Below are 17,326 nucleotides of genomic sequence, written 5' to 3' on the forward strand. Positions count from 1 at the left end.
TACTGACCTCAAGTTGATTCCCGCTTCGCGCCACGCTTTTCCTCCTGCCCGTGGCCATCAACTTGGAGATCACTCGACCCAATTGGCTCCTTGAGCTCTACGAGCACCTCTACCCATTTGACCTGGTGCTTCACCTGGAAGACGGGGATGTGGTGGCATTCAGTGACGACGAAGATGGCCTGCGCCGCCTGACCGTGACCCAAAGTGCTCCACCAGAAGTGACAAAATCCTGTTAATACCGTCAACAACTCTTGACACTCCAACTGTTTCATGTAACAGTTGGAGTGTCATGAACCTTGACAGTCGATTGTCCAGTGTGCTCCATCTTCTCCTTCACCTCATGGAGACCCGCGACCCCATTCCATCCGACAAACTTGCGACCGCCCTCAACTCCAATCCAGTCGTCGTTCGCCGGACTATGACCGGGTTGCGTGAAGTCGGCATCGTCAGTTCAGAAAAGGGACATGGCGGAGGCTGGCGCCTGACCAGTGATCCAGCTGTGACCACTGTTCTGGACGTGTATCGCGCTCTGGGGTCACCGCGGCTCTTCGCTGTAGGCAATCGTTGTGAAACGCCCACCTGCCTGGTTGAACAGGCTGTGAACGCTGCCCTCAACGACGCCTTTCAGGAAGCGGAAGCCCTCATTACGGCCCAACTCGGCACGTTGACCCTCGCGACTCTCGCCACCGACTTTCAACATCGTCTTCAGCCTTACCTCAGCGAAGATCAGGAGTCCACCCATGTTTTCTGAATTTGATGCCCTGGTTGTCGGCGGCAGTTTCGCGGGGCTTTCCGGCGCGATGCAAGTTGCCCGCAGTGGCCGCCCAGTCTGCATCCTCGACACCCGTCAACCGCGCAACCGCTTCGCGCCCCATTCGCACGGCTTTTTCGGTCAAGATGGTCGTCCACCTCTTGACATGCTTACCCAGGCCCACGCCGACCTTATTCAGTACCCAAACGTGACGTTCCTCTATACCCGCGCCACTACCGCGACCCGGACCGACACTGGTTTTACCATTACGACGGATGCTGGGGCGACCCTCCAGGCTAAGAAACTTTTGCTGGCGTATGGCGTCACCGACGTTCTGCCAGACCTTCCTGGCCTTCAGGAACGCTGGGGCATCACGGCCCTGCATTGCCCGTATTGTCACGGCTACGAAGTTAAAGGACAGCGGCTTGGGGTGCTAAGCGTCGGCCCGTTCTCCACCCATCAGGCGCTCCTGATTTCCGATTGGGGCCCCGTGACCTTCTTTCTCAACGGTCAGCCGGCCCCAGACCCGGTGACCCTTGCCAAACTCAGTCAGCGAGGGATCCCGATCGAAACCGAACTCGTGGCAGCTCTGGAGGGACAGCCGCCGGCCCTCAGCGGCGTGCGGCTGCTTGACGGTCGCCTCGTGCCGCTCGACGCCGTATTCCTGGGGTCAAAGCTTCGATTTTCCAGTGACCTCGCTCAGCAGTTGGGCTGCGCCACGGAAGAAGGTATGCAGGGCCTTTTCCTGTCGACCGATGCCTCCAAGCAAACCAGCATCCCTGGTGTCTATGCCGCTGGCGATATCGCTCTCCGGATGGCCAATGCCACCCTGGCCGCTGCCGACGGTGTCCTGGCTGGAGTTTCTATGCACCAGTCACTGATCTTTGAACCCCTTGATGCGCTAGAGCCTGTCTCCGCTTCCTGAGCCGATTCACCGCGAATAGGGGTTGACAGATAAGATCTCGGGCATTGAGTTCGATGGCCCTCCCACGACACGGTACAGTGGTGCCATGACTGGTCATGAGTCAGTCCCGATCTCCACTGCCCCTGAGCCGATGCCCTGGTGGTGGCCAGTCGCTCGCCTTGTCCTCTGTCTCGGGGTATTCGCCCTGTGTGGGCTCTTTATTCTTCCGGTCCTTCTTGGTCGCCCGCTCTACAAGGTTCAGGGCGGCCAGATCACCGTTCGGGGCGTACAGGCGCAGACCATCATTCCTGCGGGCACGCCCGTGACCCAGGACCAAATTGAGATCCGGCGCAAAGTCATTGGGTCGGCCATGGTGGGCTATACCGTAGGTCAGTTCGATCTGGCACGGCATGGGCTGGCAAATCTCTATACCGACGGCTCAGACCATGCGCTCGTCTTCCGCACGACGCCACGGGTGACCGTCTTGACCCCAGCGGATCCGGAGGGACTGCTGCAGGCTTGGCGAAAGAATCAGACGGGCATCTTCCGTCCTGCTCGACCGGCAAGTTTCTCATCGGCAGTGTGGTTGTCTTTGCTCCTGCTGCCTCTCCTGGTGTTCTTCGTCAGGCGACCACAGCTGAACTACCGCTGGGTGGATGGCGCCTTAGTCGTCAATGCGGCCTTGAGCTCACGGCGATTTCCTGTCGAATCCACCAGGGCCGAGCTGACCTGTGAGCGCTTGGGATCGCGGCTCTTTGGAACGGCGACACCGGGGTATTACACAGGCACCTTCGCCATGAAGTCAGCGGGTGGTGGGCGTGTCCAAGCCTACGCCACCCTGGCGCGACCGAACGCCGCCCTCCTGTTGAAGACGGAGGGAAAGACCTACTACCTGACGCCGGAAGATCCGCAGGCCGTGCTGGACCGCTTTAGGACGACCTGAAAACTGCGAATTGCGGTGTGCAGGGCCACCCCAGTGGAGCGTGTAGAGGGCCTCTCTGATTCTCCCTACTTCTTCCGCTGCCTAAGTCAACCCCTATTCGCGGTGATTCACAAGAACCCGTGCTCAAAGATGGACTGCTAGCCCAAGAGGCTCGTGGCTTTCTCCCTCACATCTTTTGGAGGACTTCTATGATAAATGACCTGACTGACGCCTCTCGATTCTGGGAAGCCCATTACCAAAAAGGCCCGCGTCCCTGGACCGGACGACCCAATGCCATCCTCAAGCGGTTTGCTGATTCGTTACCCGTCGGTGCCGCTCTGGACTTAGGGTGCGGGGAGGGCAACAGTGCGGTCTGGCTCGCGCAGCAGGGCTGGCACGTGACTGGTGTAGACGTTTCATCCACAGCTCTGAGCCGCGCGGCCCAGCATGCCGCAGACGCTGGTGTAACCCAACGGACCACCTTCATCACGCATGACCTGAACCAGACATTCCCCAAAGGTCAATTTGACCTAGTGTATGCCCTGTATATGGAGTCGCCGGTGACCCTCGTTCGGGACCGCATCTTGCATCGGGCCGCCGAAGCGGTTTAGAGCCTGAGGACAGAACACGTTGGGCTATGTGCCGATCATGAGAGCAACTCGTACCCGATGACCTGTGGATAGAGGTTATCGAGTGCCCATGACCGGACGTGCGGAAGTGTACCCCTCAGGCGACCAGAGGTGTTTTCCGCCTGTGATCTCCGACCATTGTTGGATGTGGGTGACGGAGCCAGTTATGGTTCCGTCCCGGAGGTGTCATTGCGGTGTCACCTTGTCGTGGCTACTGTGACCTCATCGGCTGACCGGATCAGCCCAGGGAGTCAACCATATGATCTTGGAATCAAAGGTACAGGAATTTGTTCAACAAGCTGAGGACCAGACGGGAATGAGTTTTCCGATTAAATATGTGTACGCCTTTGGCGATAGTCCCTCGATGAAGGATAAATTGATTGAACTCGTCATAAATGGGGATAAACGTGCGACTGCATCTCTCGTGGAGGAATACACTCAAGATGATCTAGATGTGCCCGTAATGGGCGATCTATCTGTTGTGCTTGATGGTAAAGGGACACCGAGAGTCATTGTTCGCACAACAGAAGCCGAGTGGGTTCCTTTTGACGATGTAAGTGCTTCCTTCGCCCATGACGAAGGAGAAGGCGACCGTTCTTTAAGCGATTGGCGAGAAGGCCACCAGCGGTATTTTGGTCGTGAAGCCGATAGACGCAAAATTGCATTTACTGGCGAAAGCCTTATCCTTTGTGAGAGATTTGAAGTTATATATCAAGCCAAGTAATAGGCGTTAACAGGCTGAGGACAGAACGAAGGCAGAAAACAGTGACACATCAGACGGGGGTATGCCGCGGAAAAAAGCCAATTCTGAGATCGCCACCACCATGGACAAGCTTGCCCATGAGGATGAGTGCGTCAAGGCCGCTGAACGGCAGATCAAGCTGCCAGGGAAGCCCTGCGGACAACTCCAGGGGATCATGCGATGTGCGGGGCGCTGAGCGCGCCGCATGTCCGGCGCCAGACGATGAGCGCACAGGCAAGCTGGGTCAACCCGAGGAACGCGGCTGCGTTCCTCTCCCGCCTGACCGCAAGCTTGCGATAGGACACCAGCCAACTCAGCGTCCGTTCAACCCGCCACCGATACCGGCCCAGGGTGGAACTGGACTCCACCCCTCGTCGAGCGATGCGTGGCACGATCCTTCGGTGGGTCAGGGCACGGCGACAGCGGCCAAAGTCGTAGCCCTTGTCGGCATAGAGCTTGGTCGGACGTCGTCGGGGCCGCCCCCGCCGTCCGTTGCGTACGCCAGGAACCGCATCAACCGTCGCTTCTAATTGCTTCGAGTCATGGACATTCGCGCCAGACAGGCTGATAGCCAGGGGGAGTCCCTGACCGTCGATCAAGAGGTGAAGTTTGCTGCCAGCCTTCCCCCGGTCCGTAGGGTTAGGGCCAGTGTGCGATCCACCACGGGGTGCGGGAATGCTGATGGAGTCCAGCGCAGAACGGGACCAGTCTAGGTACCCGTGCTGCTGCACATGGTCGAGCAGGATGCGCCACAGGCGCATCCACACGCCCCCACGCTGCCACTCCAGAAAGCGACGCTCGCAGGTCCGTCCGCTTCCCAGTCCCAAGGCCACTGGCAAGTGGCGCCAAGGTAAACCCCACCGCAGAAGGTAGAGGATGCCGGCGAAGGTCTGACGATAGGGCTGTCGCTGGCGACCCCCTCTGGGCCGCGCAGGCGGCGCAGGAAATGCGGGCTCGACGAGCGTCCAAAGTTCGTTTGGCACCAGTTGATCGACCATTCCTAGACCCTAGTGCTCTCCGTTCTGTCCTCAGGCTCTTATCCAGGAGGACTGCTGCTGATCGTCCGGCATGGTTCGGTCGCGCCCTGGTCGTGGGATCAGACAGCCCAGTTTCCTGCGCCTCAGGAGATGCTGGACAACTTAGACCTGCCCGCCGAGCAGTGGGACATCTCCTACCTTGGCAATCCCGCCCGCGAACTCACTGGCCCAAATGGTCAGACCGCTTTGGTGCACGACCTTATTCTCGCGGTCAGGAAACGGTTCTGACGACGCCTGACCAGGCGCTTCCGATGGCTGCCGATCCGCGTCCGTTGGTGAGCACTGGCCGTCATCGCCGTCGCTACACTGATGGTGGTCCTCGACGCCTCCACCTTCAACATCGCGTTGTTCCAAGCCCAGGCGGCGCTTGGTATCACGGATGCCAAGCGACACTGAATGATCACTGCGTATGCGCTTGCTCCTCCTTGGCAGGCCCGTCTCAAACTTCATGGGACGCAAGCTGACCTCACCCCTATCCTCCTTCGGCCCTGACTCTATGCCAGGGCCTTTGTTTGTGGCTCTGCACTGACCGATGAACACCTCTGCCGCAGCCTGCGCTGGAGGCCCGGCCAACCAGAACCGCCCACACACTGAAGGCATGACACATCTCCCCGCAGGTCTCCCGCCCGGCGTCTTCTCGACTTTTTCAGGCGGCGGCGCGTGATTACCGTCGACCTCACGTCTCCGCCAGTCATCCCCCCCTGTCAGCAGGCCGTCCACGAGAAGCTGAACGCCGTCCTCGCAGCGGCCGATGCCTCCTTCCTCCGGTGGCTTCGCCAGAAATCTCCGCATGATGTCCTGAACCTCGCACGGGACCTCGACCGGCAACAACAGACCTGGCGCGAGAAGACCCACCAGGAACACGCCCGTCTCGTCGCCAACGCGCCCCTAGAAGAAGATGAGTTCTTCGCCTACCTCATCAACCGCCTGCTCGCGGCCTGCCCGAGTTACTACGGTCCCCTACACCAACTCGTTCAGGAGGTCGGGTGGGAATCACTCTTCATCCTGAGCACCATCCAACGGCGATTCCTCCGGTCCATCCATGACCTGGCGGGCGCGATCTCTCCCGAGTCGGCGCGAGCGACCGTGCAGCAGTTTCGCTACGATCTGGCACGTTCCCCCATGCATCACGCCTCGGATCGGCTCTGGGCCGCTCGGCACGAGGCCGCCCTCGTGCATGGTCACCTCCAGGAGCTCGAGGCGCAGGGCCTCCTGCCGGCCTTGAGGCCGCGGAGGAAAAGCGCATGACGCCCTCCGAGCTCTGGGGGATGAGTGAGGACGATCTGAAGACACCGGCCCTTCACCCGCAGCATTGGAACGCCTTCCCCGTCAGAGAGACCCAAGAGCTCCATGCGGCCAATCTCTACGCGACGACTCGGGCCCTCTCGCCCCGCCTCCTGTTCCACTTTCAGCGTCGCTTCGCCGAGATCGTCCCGGGCTACAGCCTGAGCTTGCACGATCTCTGGATGATCGGGCGCGATCCTGGTCCCTTCCGACTCCTCACCTACCGTTCGAATGGGGAGACTGCGCCCGTCATCGTCACCAAACAGGGGGAGCACCTCTCCTTCCAGTGGACCGAGTCGCTGCTCCACCGGACCAAGAAACTCCACACCCTGACCTCCATCGTGAGTCAAGCGATGTGCGGTTGTCTGGACGGGGATCAGCGGCGATGGGCCATCCTCCGCTTCCCACACGACACGCCCGAAGACCTCCAGCAGGTCCTTCGGCGTCAGCTCCCCCAGGAACTTCGGGACAACACACGCTGCGCGGCCCTACTCGATGAGGGGCGACCCCTTGTCATGACCACCGTGGCCCTGGGGCACGAGTATTGGATTGCCCTGGTATCCGTCGAACACATGCTGCACGCCTGGCTTGCCGAATCCTCCCAGGCGTTGACTCGACACACACAGCATCTCCAGGGCTTGGGCCTGTGGCCAGTCGAGGCGGCCACCCCCGATCCCCTGACCTGAGCCCTCCAAGCCTAACCTGACCTCGCTGCCCCAGCCTTGCGCTGGGGCAGTGCTGTCCACGGTGCATCGGCCAACCAGAACCACCCACACACTGGACTCAACCCCTCTCCCCAAGGAGTCCCATGACGACCACCCCACATACCCGCCGCTGGCGTCCCCCGCCCCGCTCTACCCCCCTCTGGAATCAAGGGGACCTCACCCTCCACGCCAACCGGTTCTACGAAGCCCTACTCAACACCCATACCCAACTTCAGGGTGAGCTCCGCTTCTTTCCGTACGCTCCAGGCACCCCCAGTGCCGCGCTCCTCCTTGCCCGCAGTCTGGAACGTGCCGGACAACCCGCCACCATTCTCCAGACCCCGGTCGGTCAGAGCTGGGTCGCCAGCGACGAGATGCACATCGACTTCGGCCGCCTGATCCCCGACGGCTCAGGCATCAGCGTCGCCGTAAGCAAGATCGCCCCGACCTATGACCTCCAACACCCGTTCGAGCTCCGGACCGATCCCTCCAGCCACCTCGCCTTCGATCTCCCCGAAGCCCTGGCCGACGAAGCCATCGTCCGGGCCTTCCTCCGCCAGCGGTACACCCAGCTCGGCCCCATTCGCCCCACGACCGCTTCCTGGGGCCACACCCTCCAACTCTCCTGTGGGCACTGGCTCCTCGGGAATCAGGTCAGGGGGCGCGGCTGTCCATACTGCGAACCGGAAGCCGTGACCGAATGACGCCGCTTCTGCGCCTGGTGCAAGGGGACGCCACCCAACCGGTGGGTCCGGGTCCAAAGGTCATCGTCCATCTCTGCAACGACGTGGGCGCCTGGGGCAAGGGCTTCGTGCTTGCCCTGGGGCACCGATATCCGGCCGCCCGGCAGCAGTACCGCGCCTGGGCTCAGGGCCATGACGCGCTTCCCTTTGCCCTAGGACAAGTCCAGTTCGTGACTGTGCAGCCCTACCTCCATGTCGCCCACCTGATCGGGCAGCACGGCATCGCCCGGAAGGACCGGAAGCCCCAGGAACCCCCCATCCGCTATGAGGCCGTCCGTGAAGGTCTGGGCCGGGTCCGTGACTTTGCTCAGCAGCAGCAGGCCAGCATCCACATGCCCCGCATCGGGACTGGTCTCGCTGGAGGGGACTGGACGGTCATCCTGGGCCTGATCGAGGCCGAACTTCTCGCCGCGGATCTCCAGGTCACGGTGTACGACCTGCCCTGACACTGCTTGACAACCCTGGTGCCAACCAGAACCGCCTCCACTCTGAAAGGTGGAGGTTGTTCCATGAATCCAGTCCGTTCCCTTCTCGCTCTTCTCGCCAGTGCCAGCCTGAGCGCCACCGCCGCCTCGCTGAATCTCGGGCTCTACCAGACCGTCACCGTGGCCGGCCAGTCCACCCTGAAAAAGGTCGACACCACCCAACCCGGCCAGACCCTCCGGCAGATCGCCGTCGCTCAGACGGACAAGCCCCTGAACACTCCGCGCGCGACCATTCCTGTCCCGGCCAACACCACCTATGCCGGACGACTGGAACTCCCCAAGGGCGCAAGCGCGACCTTCTCGCTCGACGGCCAGGCCTTCAGTCCCCAACCCTTGAAAACCGTGACCACCACCGAGAACGGCCGCAGCGTTACCCGGCAGGTCCCGGCACCAGAAAGCGAGTACCGCGCCGTGCGCGTCACCTTCAGGGCCATGCAGGTCAATACCCCGTACACCGTCGCCTACGACATCCGCGTCAACTGATCGCCCGCTCTCCGGCGGCAGCGGTCGCTGCCCCAGTTCTTCTCCAGGAGTTCCCTATGTTCAAGCGCACCCTGTCTCTGGCGCCCACCACCCTTCTCCTCCTCGGGGCCCTGAGCCTCTCCCAGGCCAGTGCTGTCGTCGCGGGTCCCACCTCGAACACGACCCGTGCCGGGACCGCCATCACCAATACCGGCTTCCTCGACTACCGCACCGACGAGGGCAAGGACGCCACCGAACAGAGCAACGTCGTCACCGCGACCGTTCAACACGTTCCGGCCGTCAGCATCACCCCCAACGGGGGCACGGACGGCGGCAACGATCCCAGCACGCCCGTCTGTGGGCAGACCGTCGTCGGCGTTCCCGGCCAGGCGGCCGTCCTGACGTACCAGATCACCAACACCAGCAACGGCCCAGATACCTACACCCTCACCACTCTGCTCGGCAGCACCTCCCCTGCCGGCGCAGCGGCCCGGTACTACCTCGACGATGGGGACGGCACCTTCACGCCGCAGGACACCGAAATCACCTCCATCGCGCTCGACATGGGCGAGAGCCGCACCTTCTTCGTGACCTACCCCATCGCCGCCGAGGAAGTCGGTACCGCCCAGTTCACCCTCTCTCCCGTCGCCACCAGCACGGCCGACAACGCGGTCACGGACAGCGGCAACACCGGCTGTATCGATACCCAGGACCGCGTGGGCGTCCAGCTGGACAACGACAGCTTCCGCGAGACGACTGCCCCGGCCACCGTGTTCACGGAGCATTTCCTGCGCAACATCGGCAACGTCGATCTGTCCACCTCGACCATCACCCTGACCCCGCAAGGAGGCCGCTACCCTGCGACGTACCGCCTGGGCAACCAGACCACCGAGTACCCGACGCCCCAGGATGCCCTGACGGCCTATGGTGATCTGCCCATCGGCCAGGGCGTGATCCTGCACGTGACGCAGACGGTCCCTGCAGGCGAGGCGAATGCCACCCGCAGCACCCTGAGCCTCACCGCTTCTACCCCAGGCGACAGTACGCCCGAGCGGGAAAATCTGACGCCCGCCGCGACCAGCACGGCCCGGACCGACGAGATCTACGTGCAGCGGGGCATCGCGAATATCCAGAAGACCCAGGCCCTGTGCGAGACCGACAACAACGGCGCGTTCAGCTGCCCTGGTGCACAGCAGATGTACGACCGCAAGGCGACCTACCAGCGTGCCCTCGATGTGAAGCCCTGCGACATCATCAAGTACGCCCTGTTCACCCAGAACACGGGGGACGCGCTGCTCAAGCAGGCCCGCATCCGCGACGTGGTGCCTCAGAACACCGAGTTGCTCAAGGCCCTGCCCCTGGCCAGGGATCCCATGCTGTACCGCATCGACGGTGGGGCCTGGATGCCCGCATTCCCGACCTTCCCGAGTGAGCTGCCGGCCGGAACGACGATCGAGATCGCGCCCGATCTGAACGGCGACGGGACCATCACCGACGAGGATGGCCTGCCCCGGAACTCCAACAACATCGGCGTCGTCCTCTACGTGCAGGTCAAGGGGCCGAAATGCACCGCGCCGGCGTCCTTCGACTTCGAGGACATCAACAACTTCCAGGCCACCTGATCCACGGCGCGGCCCCCTGACCCTTCCGTCTTCCTTTCCCTCGGGCGAGACCTCCTCTGGTCTCTCCCGTCCCAGGACCTCCATGAAACGACTGCTTCTCACTGCCCTGCTGGCCGTCTCCAGCGCCGCCCTGGCCGCCGGTACCTCTGCCGGAACCACCATCAACAACACGGCCAGCCTCGAAAGTGTCGATGATGCCGGCCAGGACGTCAGCACCCCCAGTAACGTGGTCACCCTGACCGTCAAGCACGTCCCTGCCGTCGATGTGACGCCCGATGGCGGGACCCCGGACGCCCCCGGCCAGACCGTCATCGGCATCCCTGGGCAGAACGGCGTGCTCACCTATCAGATCAAGAACCCCAGCAATGGCCCGGACACCTACGACCTCACCACCCAGACTCAACCCGGCACCGACCCCAGCAAAGTCACGTACTACCTCGACGACGGCGACGGCATCTTCGATCCCACCAAGGACCGGGTCGTCACGACGATCACTCTCCAACCCGACGAGCAGCGCACCTTCTATACGACGTACCCCGTCCCCACCGACGCGACGAGCACCACGTCGTTCACCCTGACGCCCGTGGCCACCAGTACCACGGACCGCCAGGTGCAGGACACAGGGAACTATGGTCGGATCGACACTCAGCAGGTTCTGCGCTTGACGTTCACCCAGAACGAGGCGGGAAGTGCCACGAGCCCCGGCAGCGTGACGTACACCCATGACCTGCGAAATACGGGGAACACGCCCCTGAGCGCCCGGGACCTCGCCCTCACGAGTGAGGGGGGCAGCTGGGCATACACCTATCAAGTGGGCGATGGGACGGCACGACCCACATTCGCCGATGCACTGGCCGCCTGGACCGGCAAGCTGAACAGCAGCGAGACCCTGCCCGTGCGTGTCACCGTGACCGCCCCAGCCGGACTGGCGAGCAGCACCCAGGACACCCTGACCCTGAGTGCCGCCATCAAGACGGTCGCCTCGTCGGCCACCGACAACCAGAGCTCGACCCCCCAGCGACTCACGGACACGACCACCATCCTCAAGGGCATCCCCGGCGCGGTGAAGAGTGCCCAGAGCTGCGGCACGGACCCCGCCTGTCTCGCCCCCACCGCCATTCCGGATGCCCGGGTCGCGCCCAACCAGTACGTGCTCTATCTCGTGACCGGCAACAACACGGGGAACGGAGCCCTGCGCCGCCCTGTCCTGAAGGACGTGCTGCCCGAACACCTCAAGGGGGTGGCCTTCAGTGGCAGCGTGAGCAGCACCGACGGCCAGATGCTCTACAGCCTCGATAACCGGTCCTGGACCACCACTCCACCGAGTATCGCCGGAGCCGAGGGCATAGAGATCTACGTGGGCTACGACAGCGACAAAGACGGGACGATGACCAGGGACGACACCCTCGCGCCGGGCGCCAAGCTGAACCTCAAGCTCATCACGGTGGTCAAGTAGTGCGGGCGGCCGCGACGGTCCTGGGCCTCGCGCTCACCCTGAGCCTGGGGCAGTCCGGCCTCGCGGCCCCCACGCCCGCCGGCACCCAGATCACCAATACCGCCCTCTTCGACGCGGACGGCCAGTTCACCCCCAGCAACCCGGTCACACTTACCGTGCAGGCCGTCTGTGGGGTGGCGATCACGCCCGCCGCGCAGCGCCTTCCGGGCACAGTCGGGCAGCCTACTCCCTTCACCTTCACCGTCCTGAATACAGGAAATAGCACCTGGACCTTCCCGCTGGAGGCGCGCGCCGGTGCCACGGGACGCATGGACGTGATCCTTGACCCGACGAGTCTGACGCTGACCCAGGGCGAACGCCGCGACGTGGTGCTGAGCGTGACCCCCTGGGGGGCGGGCCGCCTCGAAGCGCAGTTGCAGGCGGCCTGTGGTGATGTGGTCGCCCGGGGCCTCGCCCAGGTGGACGCGACGCTCCTCCCCCTGACCGCGAGCAAGAGCGTGGACCGCAGCACGGCGAAACCCGGCGACGTGCTCACGTACACGCTGACCGTCACCAATCCCAATCCGGTGCCCATGACGGAGGTCGTCCTCACCGATCCCCTGGACGCACATGTCCGCTTCCTGGACGCCACGCCGGCACCGCAAGTCCAGGGACAAACGCTGACGTTCCTTCTGGGAACAGTCCCCGCCCAGGGCAGTGCCACCGTGACCTTTCGGGTCCACCTCGACAAGACCGACGACCTCACCGTCCCCAATGTCGCCCGGGTCGTCACGGCTGAGCAGCCCCAGGGCATCCCGACCAACACGGTCAAGACGACCGTCTGGGACCCGAAACTGGTCATCAGCAAGGTTAGTGGCAAGACCATCGTGCAGGTGGGCGACACCGTGACCTACACCGTCACCGTCACCAACGCCAGCACGGCCGCCGCGCTCGACGAGACCACGGTACAGGACCGCCTGCCCGCAGGCCTGGCCCTGAATGCCGGAACGCTCCGCCTCAACGGGCAGAGGGTCGTGGACATCAACCCAGATCCGCAGATCATCGAGGTGGCCGGCGGCGCGCTCACGCCCGGACAGACCACCGTCCTGACCTACACCACGACCGTCACGCCAGAAGCCATCGGGCGGCTGAGTCTCCGCAACGTCGCGCAGGCCTCTGGTGTTCGGAGTGCCCAGGTGACCGAGCGCGTCTCGACGACCGAAGTGGACGCCATCGTGAAGCTCGCGCCCGCTGATCGGGCCGTGCTGCTGGGCCGGGTCTACCTCGACGTGGACGGGAATGGACAGTTCAGTGCGGCGGATCGTCCCGTGCAGGGCGCGCGCGTTGTCGTGGCTGGGGGGGAAGCCGCCCTCACCGACACCCTGGGACGGTACGCCGTGCCGGATCTGCGGGAGGGGCGCTATGCCGTGGTGCTCGACCGGGCCAGCGTGCCCTACAGCCCAGCGGCACAACCGGGCGGGCTGCTACTCGGCGGCGCGCAGCTGGTGAACATCTACGGCACCGCGACGGCGGACTTTCCGCTGCTGCCTCCCACCGGTTCGGGCTCCGCAGGGCGCAGCACGGTCCTGACCGGCCAGGGATGGCGAGCAGAGAAGCAGGTGCAGCGGCAGGGCACGGAAGTCCACGTCACCCTGACCTTGCGCGCCGAACGGGACATGACCCTTCAGCTCGACGACCCACTGCCCACCGGCGCGGCGCTGCTTCAGGGCCAATCCAACCAGCGTGTCACCGTACGTGCCCAGGTGCCGGTCACGCTCTCGTACACCTTCCAGTCGGATCTGCCCGATGCGGCACTGACCACCGACCCTGTCATCCACGCGGGAGACCCCCCCAAATGAAGGTTTTGCTTCCCACCATGCTCCTGAGTGCGGCCCTGCTTCTCGGCAGCGCGCAGGCCATGACCCTTCCTGCCATCCCGACGACCGCCTCGGCCGCGAGCGTGACACGGGAGAGCCTCATCACGCTCGCGCTGAACGTCGTCGCCAGCGGCACCCTGCTCGTCGCCCACACGTTGCCGGAAGGCGCGACCTTCGTGCCGGGCAGCGCGGCCGCCGATGGACAGCCCATCGACGTGCGGATCGGGCACTCGGGCCGCCTCTACTTCACCCTGACCGCAGGGGCCCATGCCCTGACCTACCGGGTGACACACCAGGACGCCTTGCCCACGCTCGCCGAGCCCGGCATTCTCCGCGTGACCGAGCAAGGCCAGGACCTCCTCCAGGGCGAGGTGGACCAGGATGATGCCCGCACGGCGCAACACCCCAAAGAGACAGCATCAGGCCGCACGTCTGGCGTGCTCCGCCTCCCTCTGGACGGGGCCGTCATCCAGGAACACAGCACGAGTGTTCAGGTGAACTACGTCGGGGACGAGCCGGAACTCCGCGTGAATGGCGACGTCGTTCCTGCCGCCCTCATCGGCAAGCGGGTCCGGGGGCCGAACTTTGGGGAATTGACCTACGTGGCCGTGCCCCTTCGTCCTGGCCCCAACACGATCCAGGCCGGAGACGAGACCATCATGGTGCAGGTCCCTGGGGTGGCCGCCCAGGTGGCCTTCTCCCTCGTGGAAGCCGGAGATGCCCGTCGCCCGGCCATCGTGCGCGTGCAGGTACAGGATGCGGCGGGGCTCCCCGTGCGGGTGCCGAACGTCACCTTGAGCATTGAGGGCGCGCAGCCCCTCAACCCGGACGCGATCCCGAGCTCGCCGGGCTACCAGCTCGCCCTCGAAGACGGGAGGGCGGACCTGCGTCTGCGTCCCCAGGCTGGGGGCCAGGTCCAGCTCACCGCCCGCAGCTTTGCCGGTCAGGGCCAGTTCGCGCTGGGCGGCACGCCCGCCCCACTGATCGTCGGAAATGCCAGTCTCACCCTGGGCCACCCGGTCATCGCGAGCGGCCGCGCCACCGTCGAAGCGCCGGCCTTCGGGGGACAACTCCGGGTCTATGCCGACAGCGCTGGACTTCAGCCCCTGGAAGAAGTCCAGACGCCAAGACACCTGATCACTGGGGATGCGAGTCTCCTCCAGAATGACCTCACCGCCCGTGGCCCCGTGGCGGCCGAGTACCGCCAACCCGGATTCTCAGCCCGCTACGCCCTGAAGGCGGCCGCTGAGCCCTTTGGCGAGCGCCAGTACAACAGCGATGGGGCGGCCGTGAAGGTGCAGGCCGGTCCGGTGCAGGTCTTCGGCTATCACGCGCTCGTCGAAGCGGGCAGCCAGAAGATCACTGCTGACCCGCTGACCGGCATCGTGGATCTGGGGGTAGGCTTGACACCCGGCAGCGAGACGGCCGTGCTGACCGGCACGGTCGAGGGACTAAGCCGAACGCGAACGCTGACGCGCGGCGTGGACTACAGCATCGTCTACGACACGGGCACCCTGATCCTCACCCGTCCCGTGAGCTTTACCGATCCAGACCTGGAGGCGCCGCAACTCACCGTGACCTTCAGCCGGCCAGGAGATACCGCCCAGCGCTCGGCCGCCTGGGGTCTTGGGGCACGGCACACCTGGGGTACTCCCCTGAACGGAGGCGAGCTGGTCGCGGCCTACGCCCAGGAGGCCGGTCGGGGCACCTTCGGCGTCAAGGGCACGCTGACCAGCCCCGGTCGCCAGCTGCGGGTGCTGGGTCTGGTCAGTGGTGGGGTGCGCGCTGAGGTCGGCCTGAAGCAGCAGCTCGGCCAGACCGGCGTATTGACCGTGGCCGCCACCAGCCAGAGTGAGGGCTATGGCGGGCTGCTGGGAGGCACACCAGGAACGACGGTGGCCGCCGATCTCGTCGCGCCTGTCGCGGGCATGTTCGGCGTCAAGGCCGGTGCAGCCTACTCCAGCGTCACGGGCGTCCTGGGTGCTGAACTCCTGGGTACGGTGACACATCCGGGTTGGACCGCAGGCCTGGGCATCGGGGCAACGACGGAGGGCCAGGCCTTCGCTGTGGCCGAAGTGGGCATGACGGCTCCCTATGCGGTGAAGCTGCGCCATGCGCAGGGTTTGACCGGGCAGGCGAGCGAGACTGCCCTGAGCGCGGCCCTTCCCTTGACCCGCGATCTGGCCGTGAAGGTCGAGGACCGCGTGCGCTGGGGCGACCAGGGCGTGCAGCACGGCGGGGCCATCGGTCTGGTGGGGCGTTACGGCGTAAGTCAGTACGACGTGACCTATGAGCTGCCCAATGCGGCGGGTGCAGCTGGGCGAGTACGTGCGGGCGTGCAGGCAGAAATGCCAGTGGATGATCACTGGAGCGTGGGGTTGCGGGCAACAACCTACGTCTTCCCCACGCTGACCACACAGGCGAGCATCAATACGCGGTACCGCGAGGGTGGACTCCTGGCGACCCTAGGTCTGGACGTGGCCGTGCAGGAGGGCTGGACCGCCGGCGTGCGGGGCAGCCTGACCTATGGCGAGGGACCCTGGACCACCTCGCTCACGGGGCAAAGTGCCTTCGGCGTGCAGGCGGGTCACAAGTACGCGGCAGGCCTGGCTTACCGTGGGGAGACGGTCGCCGTGCTGAGCACTGCCCGGTACGAAGTGGGGGCGCTCGCTCAAGCAGGAGGCCTCGCTTCGCTGACGACGGACGCGACGTACCACCTCCAGCGCATCGACCTCCGAGCTGGACTGGGCCTGCGCACGTCGGCCGACTTCCAGGCCCTGACCTGGCAGGCCTACACCGGGGGCACCTATTGGCTCACGCCCCGTCTGGGCATCGGTGGGCTCTACCGCGTCATCGGCCAGCGGCCCACTGGCGTGGTGGGGCATTCGGGCAGTCTGGAGGTGACGGCGGTCCCCATGGCCGGGCTGGGCGTTACTGCTGGCTACGCCTTCGTCCCGACCCACGTGATCCTCAGCGAAGGTGAAGCCCAGCGCGGAGAGTATGTCCGGCTGGACATCCTCTTCCATACCATCTGCATTTCTTGCCCTCCAACAGTCTCTGGACAGGTCATAAGGTGAACCCTAAACGAGGGGACCTACCTACGCAGCGAAATTTCCCTACCCTGCCCTGTCGAATTGAGTCGAGTCTCACCTGACTAGCGCTTTATAGTGTTGCCATGACGGACAACCTAGCACTCCGAAATTTTTTAGCAGAGAATTACTCAACATACGCAGAAGTCAAGGAGTTATGGGCGCGTGTCGGTGGCAACACCGGCAGAATTCTCGACCAAACCGACTCCCGATCACGGTGGGCGGCACTAATTCAGCAGATGGAGAGCGGAGCTGTCCCTCGTCTCAAGCTATTAACAGAGATTCTAAATGATTATAAGGGAAGCAAGATTATCATTGATGAGGTGGAGCAAGAGTTGACACTTGAAGCCTTATCGCCCGCTCAGAAATTAGTGGATCAGATTAGTAGAGCAGACTCCATTCAGCCCATTAATATTGACTTTTCTATTCTGGATGGAGTGAAAGTAGATCAAATTGCGCCAGCCATAGCAGTCCAAGTCTTTCAAACGACACCAGAAGAGAAAAAGCGCTTTAGATTAAACCTTGATACCTTAAAAGATAAAGGCACTGCGGCAATATTAGGCGCTACAGCAAATCAGTTGATGCCTTTAGTTATTGCTGGCGCTCATTGGGCTCTTGGTGGACAAGGATGACACTCCAA

At 63.7% G+C, this 17,326-nt stretch carries 18 protein-coding genes; 15 read left to right on the forward strand and 3 right to left on the reverse strand.

Translation table 11 applies throughout. The annotated features are described in order from the left end of the window. Window positions 1-8: 8 nt before the first annotated feature. Window positions 9-272, reverse strand: coding sequence for a hypothetical protein (locus DGO_RS23590; RefSeq protein WP_043804977.1), 264 nt, complete (start codon window positions 270-272; stop codon window positions 9-11). Window positions 273-289: 17 nt separating this feature from the next. Here DGO_RS23590 and DGO_RS19370 point away from each other — a divergent pair, with 17 nt between their 5' ends. The 5 genes from DGO_RS19370 to DGO_RS22410 all read left to right on the forward strand — a co-directional run bounded on the left by DGO_RS19370 (window position 290) and on the right by DGO_RS22410 (window position 3,930). Further along, window positions 290-751 (forward strand): Rrf2 family transcriptional regulator, encoded by a 462-nt coding sequence (locus DGO_RS19370; RefSeq protein ID WP_014682770.1) that lies wholly within the window; start codon window positions 290-292, stop codon window positions 749-751. After that, a complete protein-coding gene (locus DGO_RS19375; protein WP_014682771.1) occupies window positions 741-1,676 on the forward strand; it encodes an NAD(P)/FAD-dependent oxidoreductase in 936 nt (311 codons plus the stop codon). The genes DGO_RS19370 and DGO_RS19375 overlap by 11 nt, the downstream gene beginning before the upstream one ends. An 85-nt stretch (window positions 1,677-1,761) precedes the next feature. Further along, complete coding sequence (locus tag DGO_RS19380; protein WP_014682772.1) at window positions 1,762-2,598, forward strand: PH domain-containing protein; 837 nt, start codon at window positions 1,762-1,764, stop codon at window positions 2,596-2,598. Between the two features lie 188 nt (window positions 2,599-2,786). Then, on the forward strand, window positions 2,787-3,188 hold the full coding sequence (locus tag DGO_RS22405) for a class I SAM-dependent methyltransferase (RefSeq protein WP_014682773.1): 402 nt from the start codon (window positions 2,787-2,789) through the stop codon (window positions 3,186-3,188). Between the two features lie 277 nt (window positions 3,189-3,465). Next, window positions 3,466-3,930, forward strand: a complete 465-nt coding sequence (locus tag DGO_RS22410; protein WP_014682774.1) for an ASCH domain-containing protein — start codon at window positions 3,466-3,468, stop codon at window positions 3,928-3,930. A 191-nt stretch (window positions 3,931-4,121) separates the two neighbouring features. Here the strand turns inward: DGO_RS22410 and DGO_RS22415 are convergent, their stop codons facing one another. Both DGO_RS22415 and DGO_RS23975 read right to left on the reverse strand, forming a co-directional pair. Beyond that, window positions 4,122-4,946 (reverse strand): IS5 family transposase, encoded by an 825-nt coding sequence (locus DGO_RS22415; protein WP_014682776.1) that lies wholly within the window; start codon window positions 4,944-4,946, stop codon window positions 4,122-4,124. Window positions 4,947-5,087: 141 nt separating this feature from the next. Continuing rightward, the gene (locus tag DGO_RS23975) at window positions 5,088-5,435 is read right to left on the reverse strand and encodes a hypothetical protein (RefSeq protein ID WP_169331067.1); all 348 of its coding nucleotides are present in this window, start codon (window positions 5,433-5,435) and stop codon (window positions 5,088-5,090) included. Between the two features lie 210 nt (window positions 5,436-5,645). Here DGO_RS23975 and DGO_RS19385 point away from each other — a divergent pair, with 210 nt between their 5' ends. The 10 genes from DGO_RS19385 to DGO_RS22425 all read left to right on the forward strand — a co-directional run bounded on the left by DGO_RS19385 (window position 5,646) and on the right by DGO_RS22425 (window position 17,318). Continuing rightward, the gene (locus DGO_RS19385; protein ID WP_014682778.1) at window positions 5,646-6,233 is read left to right on the forward strand and encodes a hypothetical protein; all 588 of its coding nucleotides are present in this window, start codon (window positions 5,646-5,648) and stop codon (window positions 6,231-6,233) included. After that, window positions 6,230-6,955 (forward strand): hypothetical protein, encoded by a 726-nt coding sequence (locus DGO_RS19390; protein WP_014682779.1) that lies wholly within the window; start codon window positions 6,230-6,232, stop codon window positions 6,953-6,955. The genes DGO_RS19385 and DGO_RS19390 overlap by 4 nt, the downstream gene beginning before the upstream one ends. A 122-nt stretch (window positions 6,956-7,077) precedes the next feature. Then, on the forward strand, window positions 7,078-7,677 hold the full coding sequence (locus DGO_RS19395) for a hypothetical protein (RefSeq protein WP_014682780.1): 600 nt from the start codon (window positions 7,078-7,080) through the stop codon (window positions 7,675-7,677). After that, on the forward strand, window positions 7,674-8,162 hold the full coding sequence (locus tag DGO_RS19400) for a macro domain-containing protein (protein WP_014682781.1): 489 nt from the start codon (window positions 7,674-7,676) through the stop codon (window positions 8,160-8,162). Before DGO_RS19395 ends, DGO_RS19400 begins: the two co-directional genes overlap by 4 nt. A 63-nt stretch (window positions 8,163-8,225) precedes the next feature. Beyond that, entirely contained in the window at window positions 8,226-8,684 is a 459-nt protein-coding gene (locus DGO_RS19405; RefSeq protein WP_014682782.1) for a hypothetical protein, read from the forward strand. A gap of 56 nt (window positions 8,685-8,740) precedes the next feature. Next, window positions 8,741-10,285 (forward strand): hypothetical protein, encoded by a 1,545-nt coding sequence (locus tag DGO_RS19410; RefSeq protein WP_014682783.1) that lies wholly within the window; start codon window positions 8,741-8,743, stop codon window positions 10,283-10,285. Between the two features lie 82 nt (window positions 10,286-10,367). After that, window positions 10,368-11,741: a hypothetical protein gene (locus DGO_RS19415; RefSeq protein ID WP_014682784.1), complete on the forward strand. Its 1,374-nt coding sequence runs from the start codon at window positions 10,368-10,370 to the stop codon at window positions 11,739-11,741. Next, complete coding sequence (locus DGO_RS19420; RefSeq protein WP_043804978.1) at window positions 11,741-13,579, forward strand: isopeptide-forming domain-containing fimbrial protein; 1,839 nt, start codon at window positions 11,741-11,743, stop codon at window positions 13,577-13,579. Before DGO_RS19415 ends, DGO_RS19420 begins: the two co-directional genes overlap by 1 nt. After that, window positions 13,576-16,674 carry a hypothetical protein gene (locus tag DGO_RS19425; protein WP_014682786.1) on the forward strand — a complete coding sequence of 1,033 codons (3,099 nt, stop codon included), beginning with the start codon at window positions 13,576-13,578 and terminating at the stop codon, window positions 16,672-16,674. The genes DGO_RS19420 and DGO_RS19425 overlap by 4 nt, the downstream gene beginning before the upstream one ends. Before the next feature lie 98 nt (window positions 16,675-16,772). Further along, window positions 16,773-17,318 carry an effector-associated domain EAD1-containing protein gene (locus DGO_RS22425; protein WP_145975548.1) on the forward strand — a complete coding sequence of 182 codons (546 nt, stop codon included), beginning with the start codon at window positions 16,773-16,775 and terminating at the stop codon, window positions 17,316-17,318. Window positions 17,319-17,326: the final 8 nt, after the last annotated feature.

It is taken from the genome of Deinococcus gobiensis I-0 (assembly GCF_000252445.1).
In the GTDB taxonomy this organism is placed as follows: domain Bacteria; phylum Deinococcota; class Deinococci; order Deinococcales; family Deinococcaceae; genus Deinococcus; species Deinococcus gobiensis.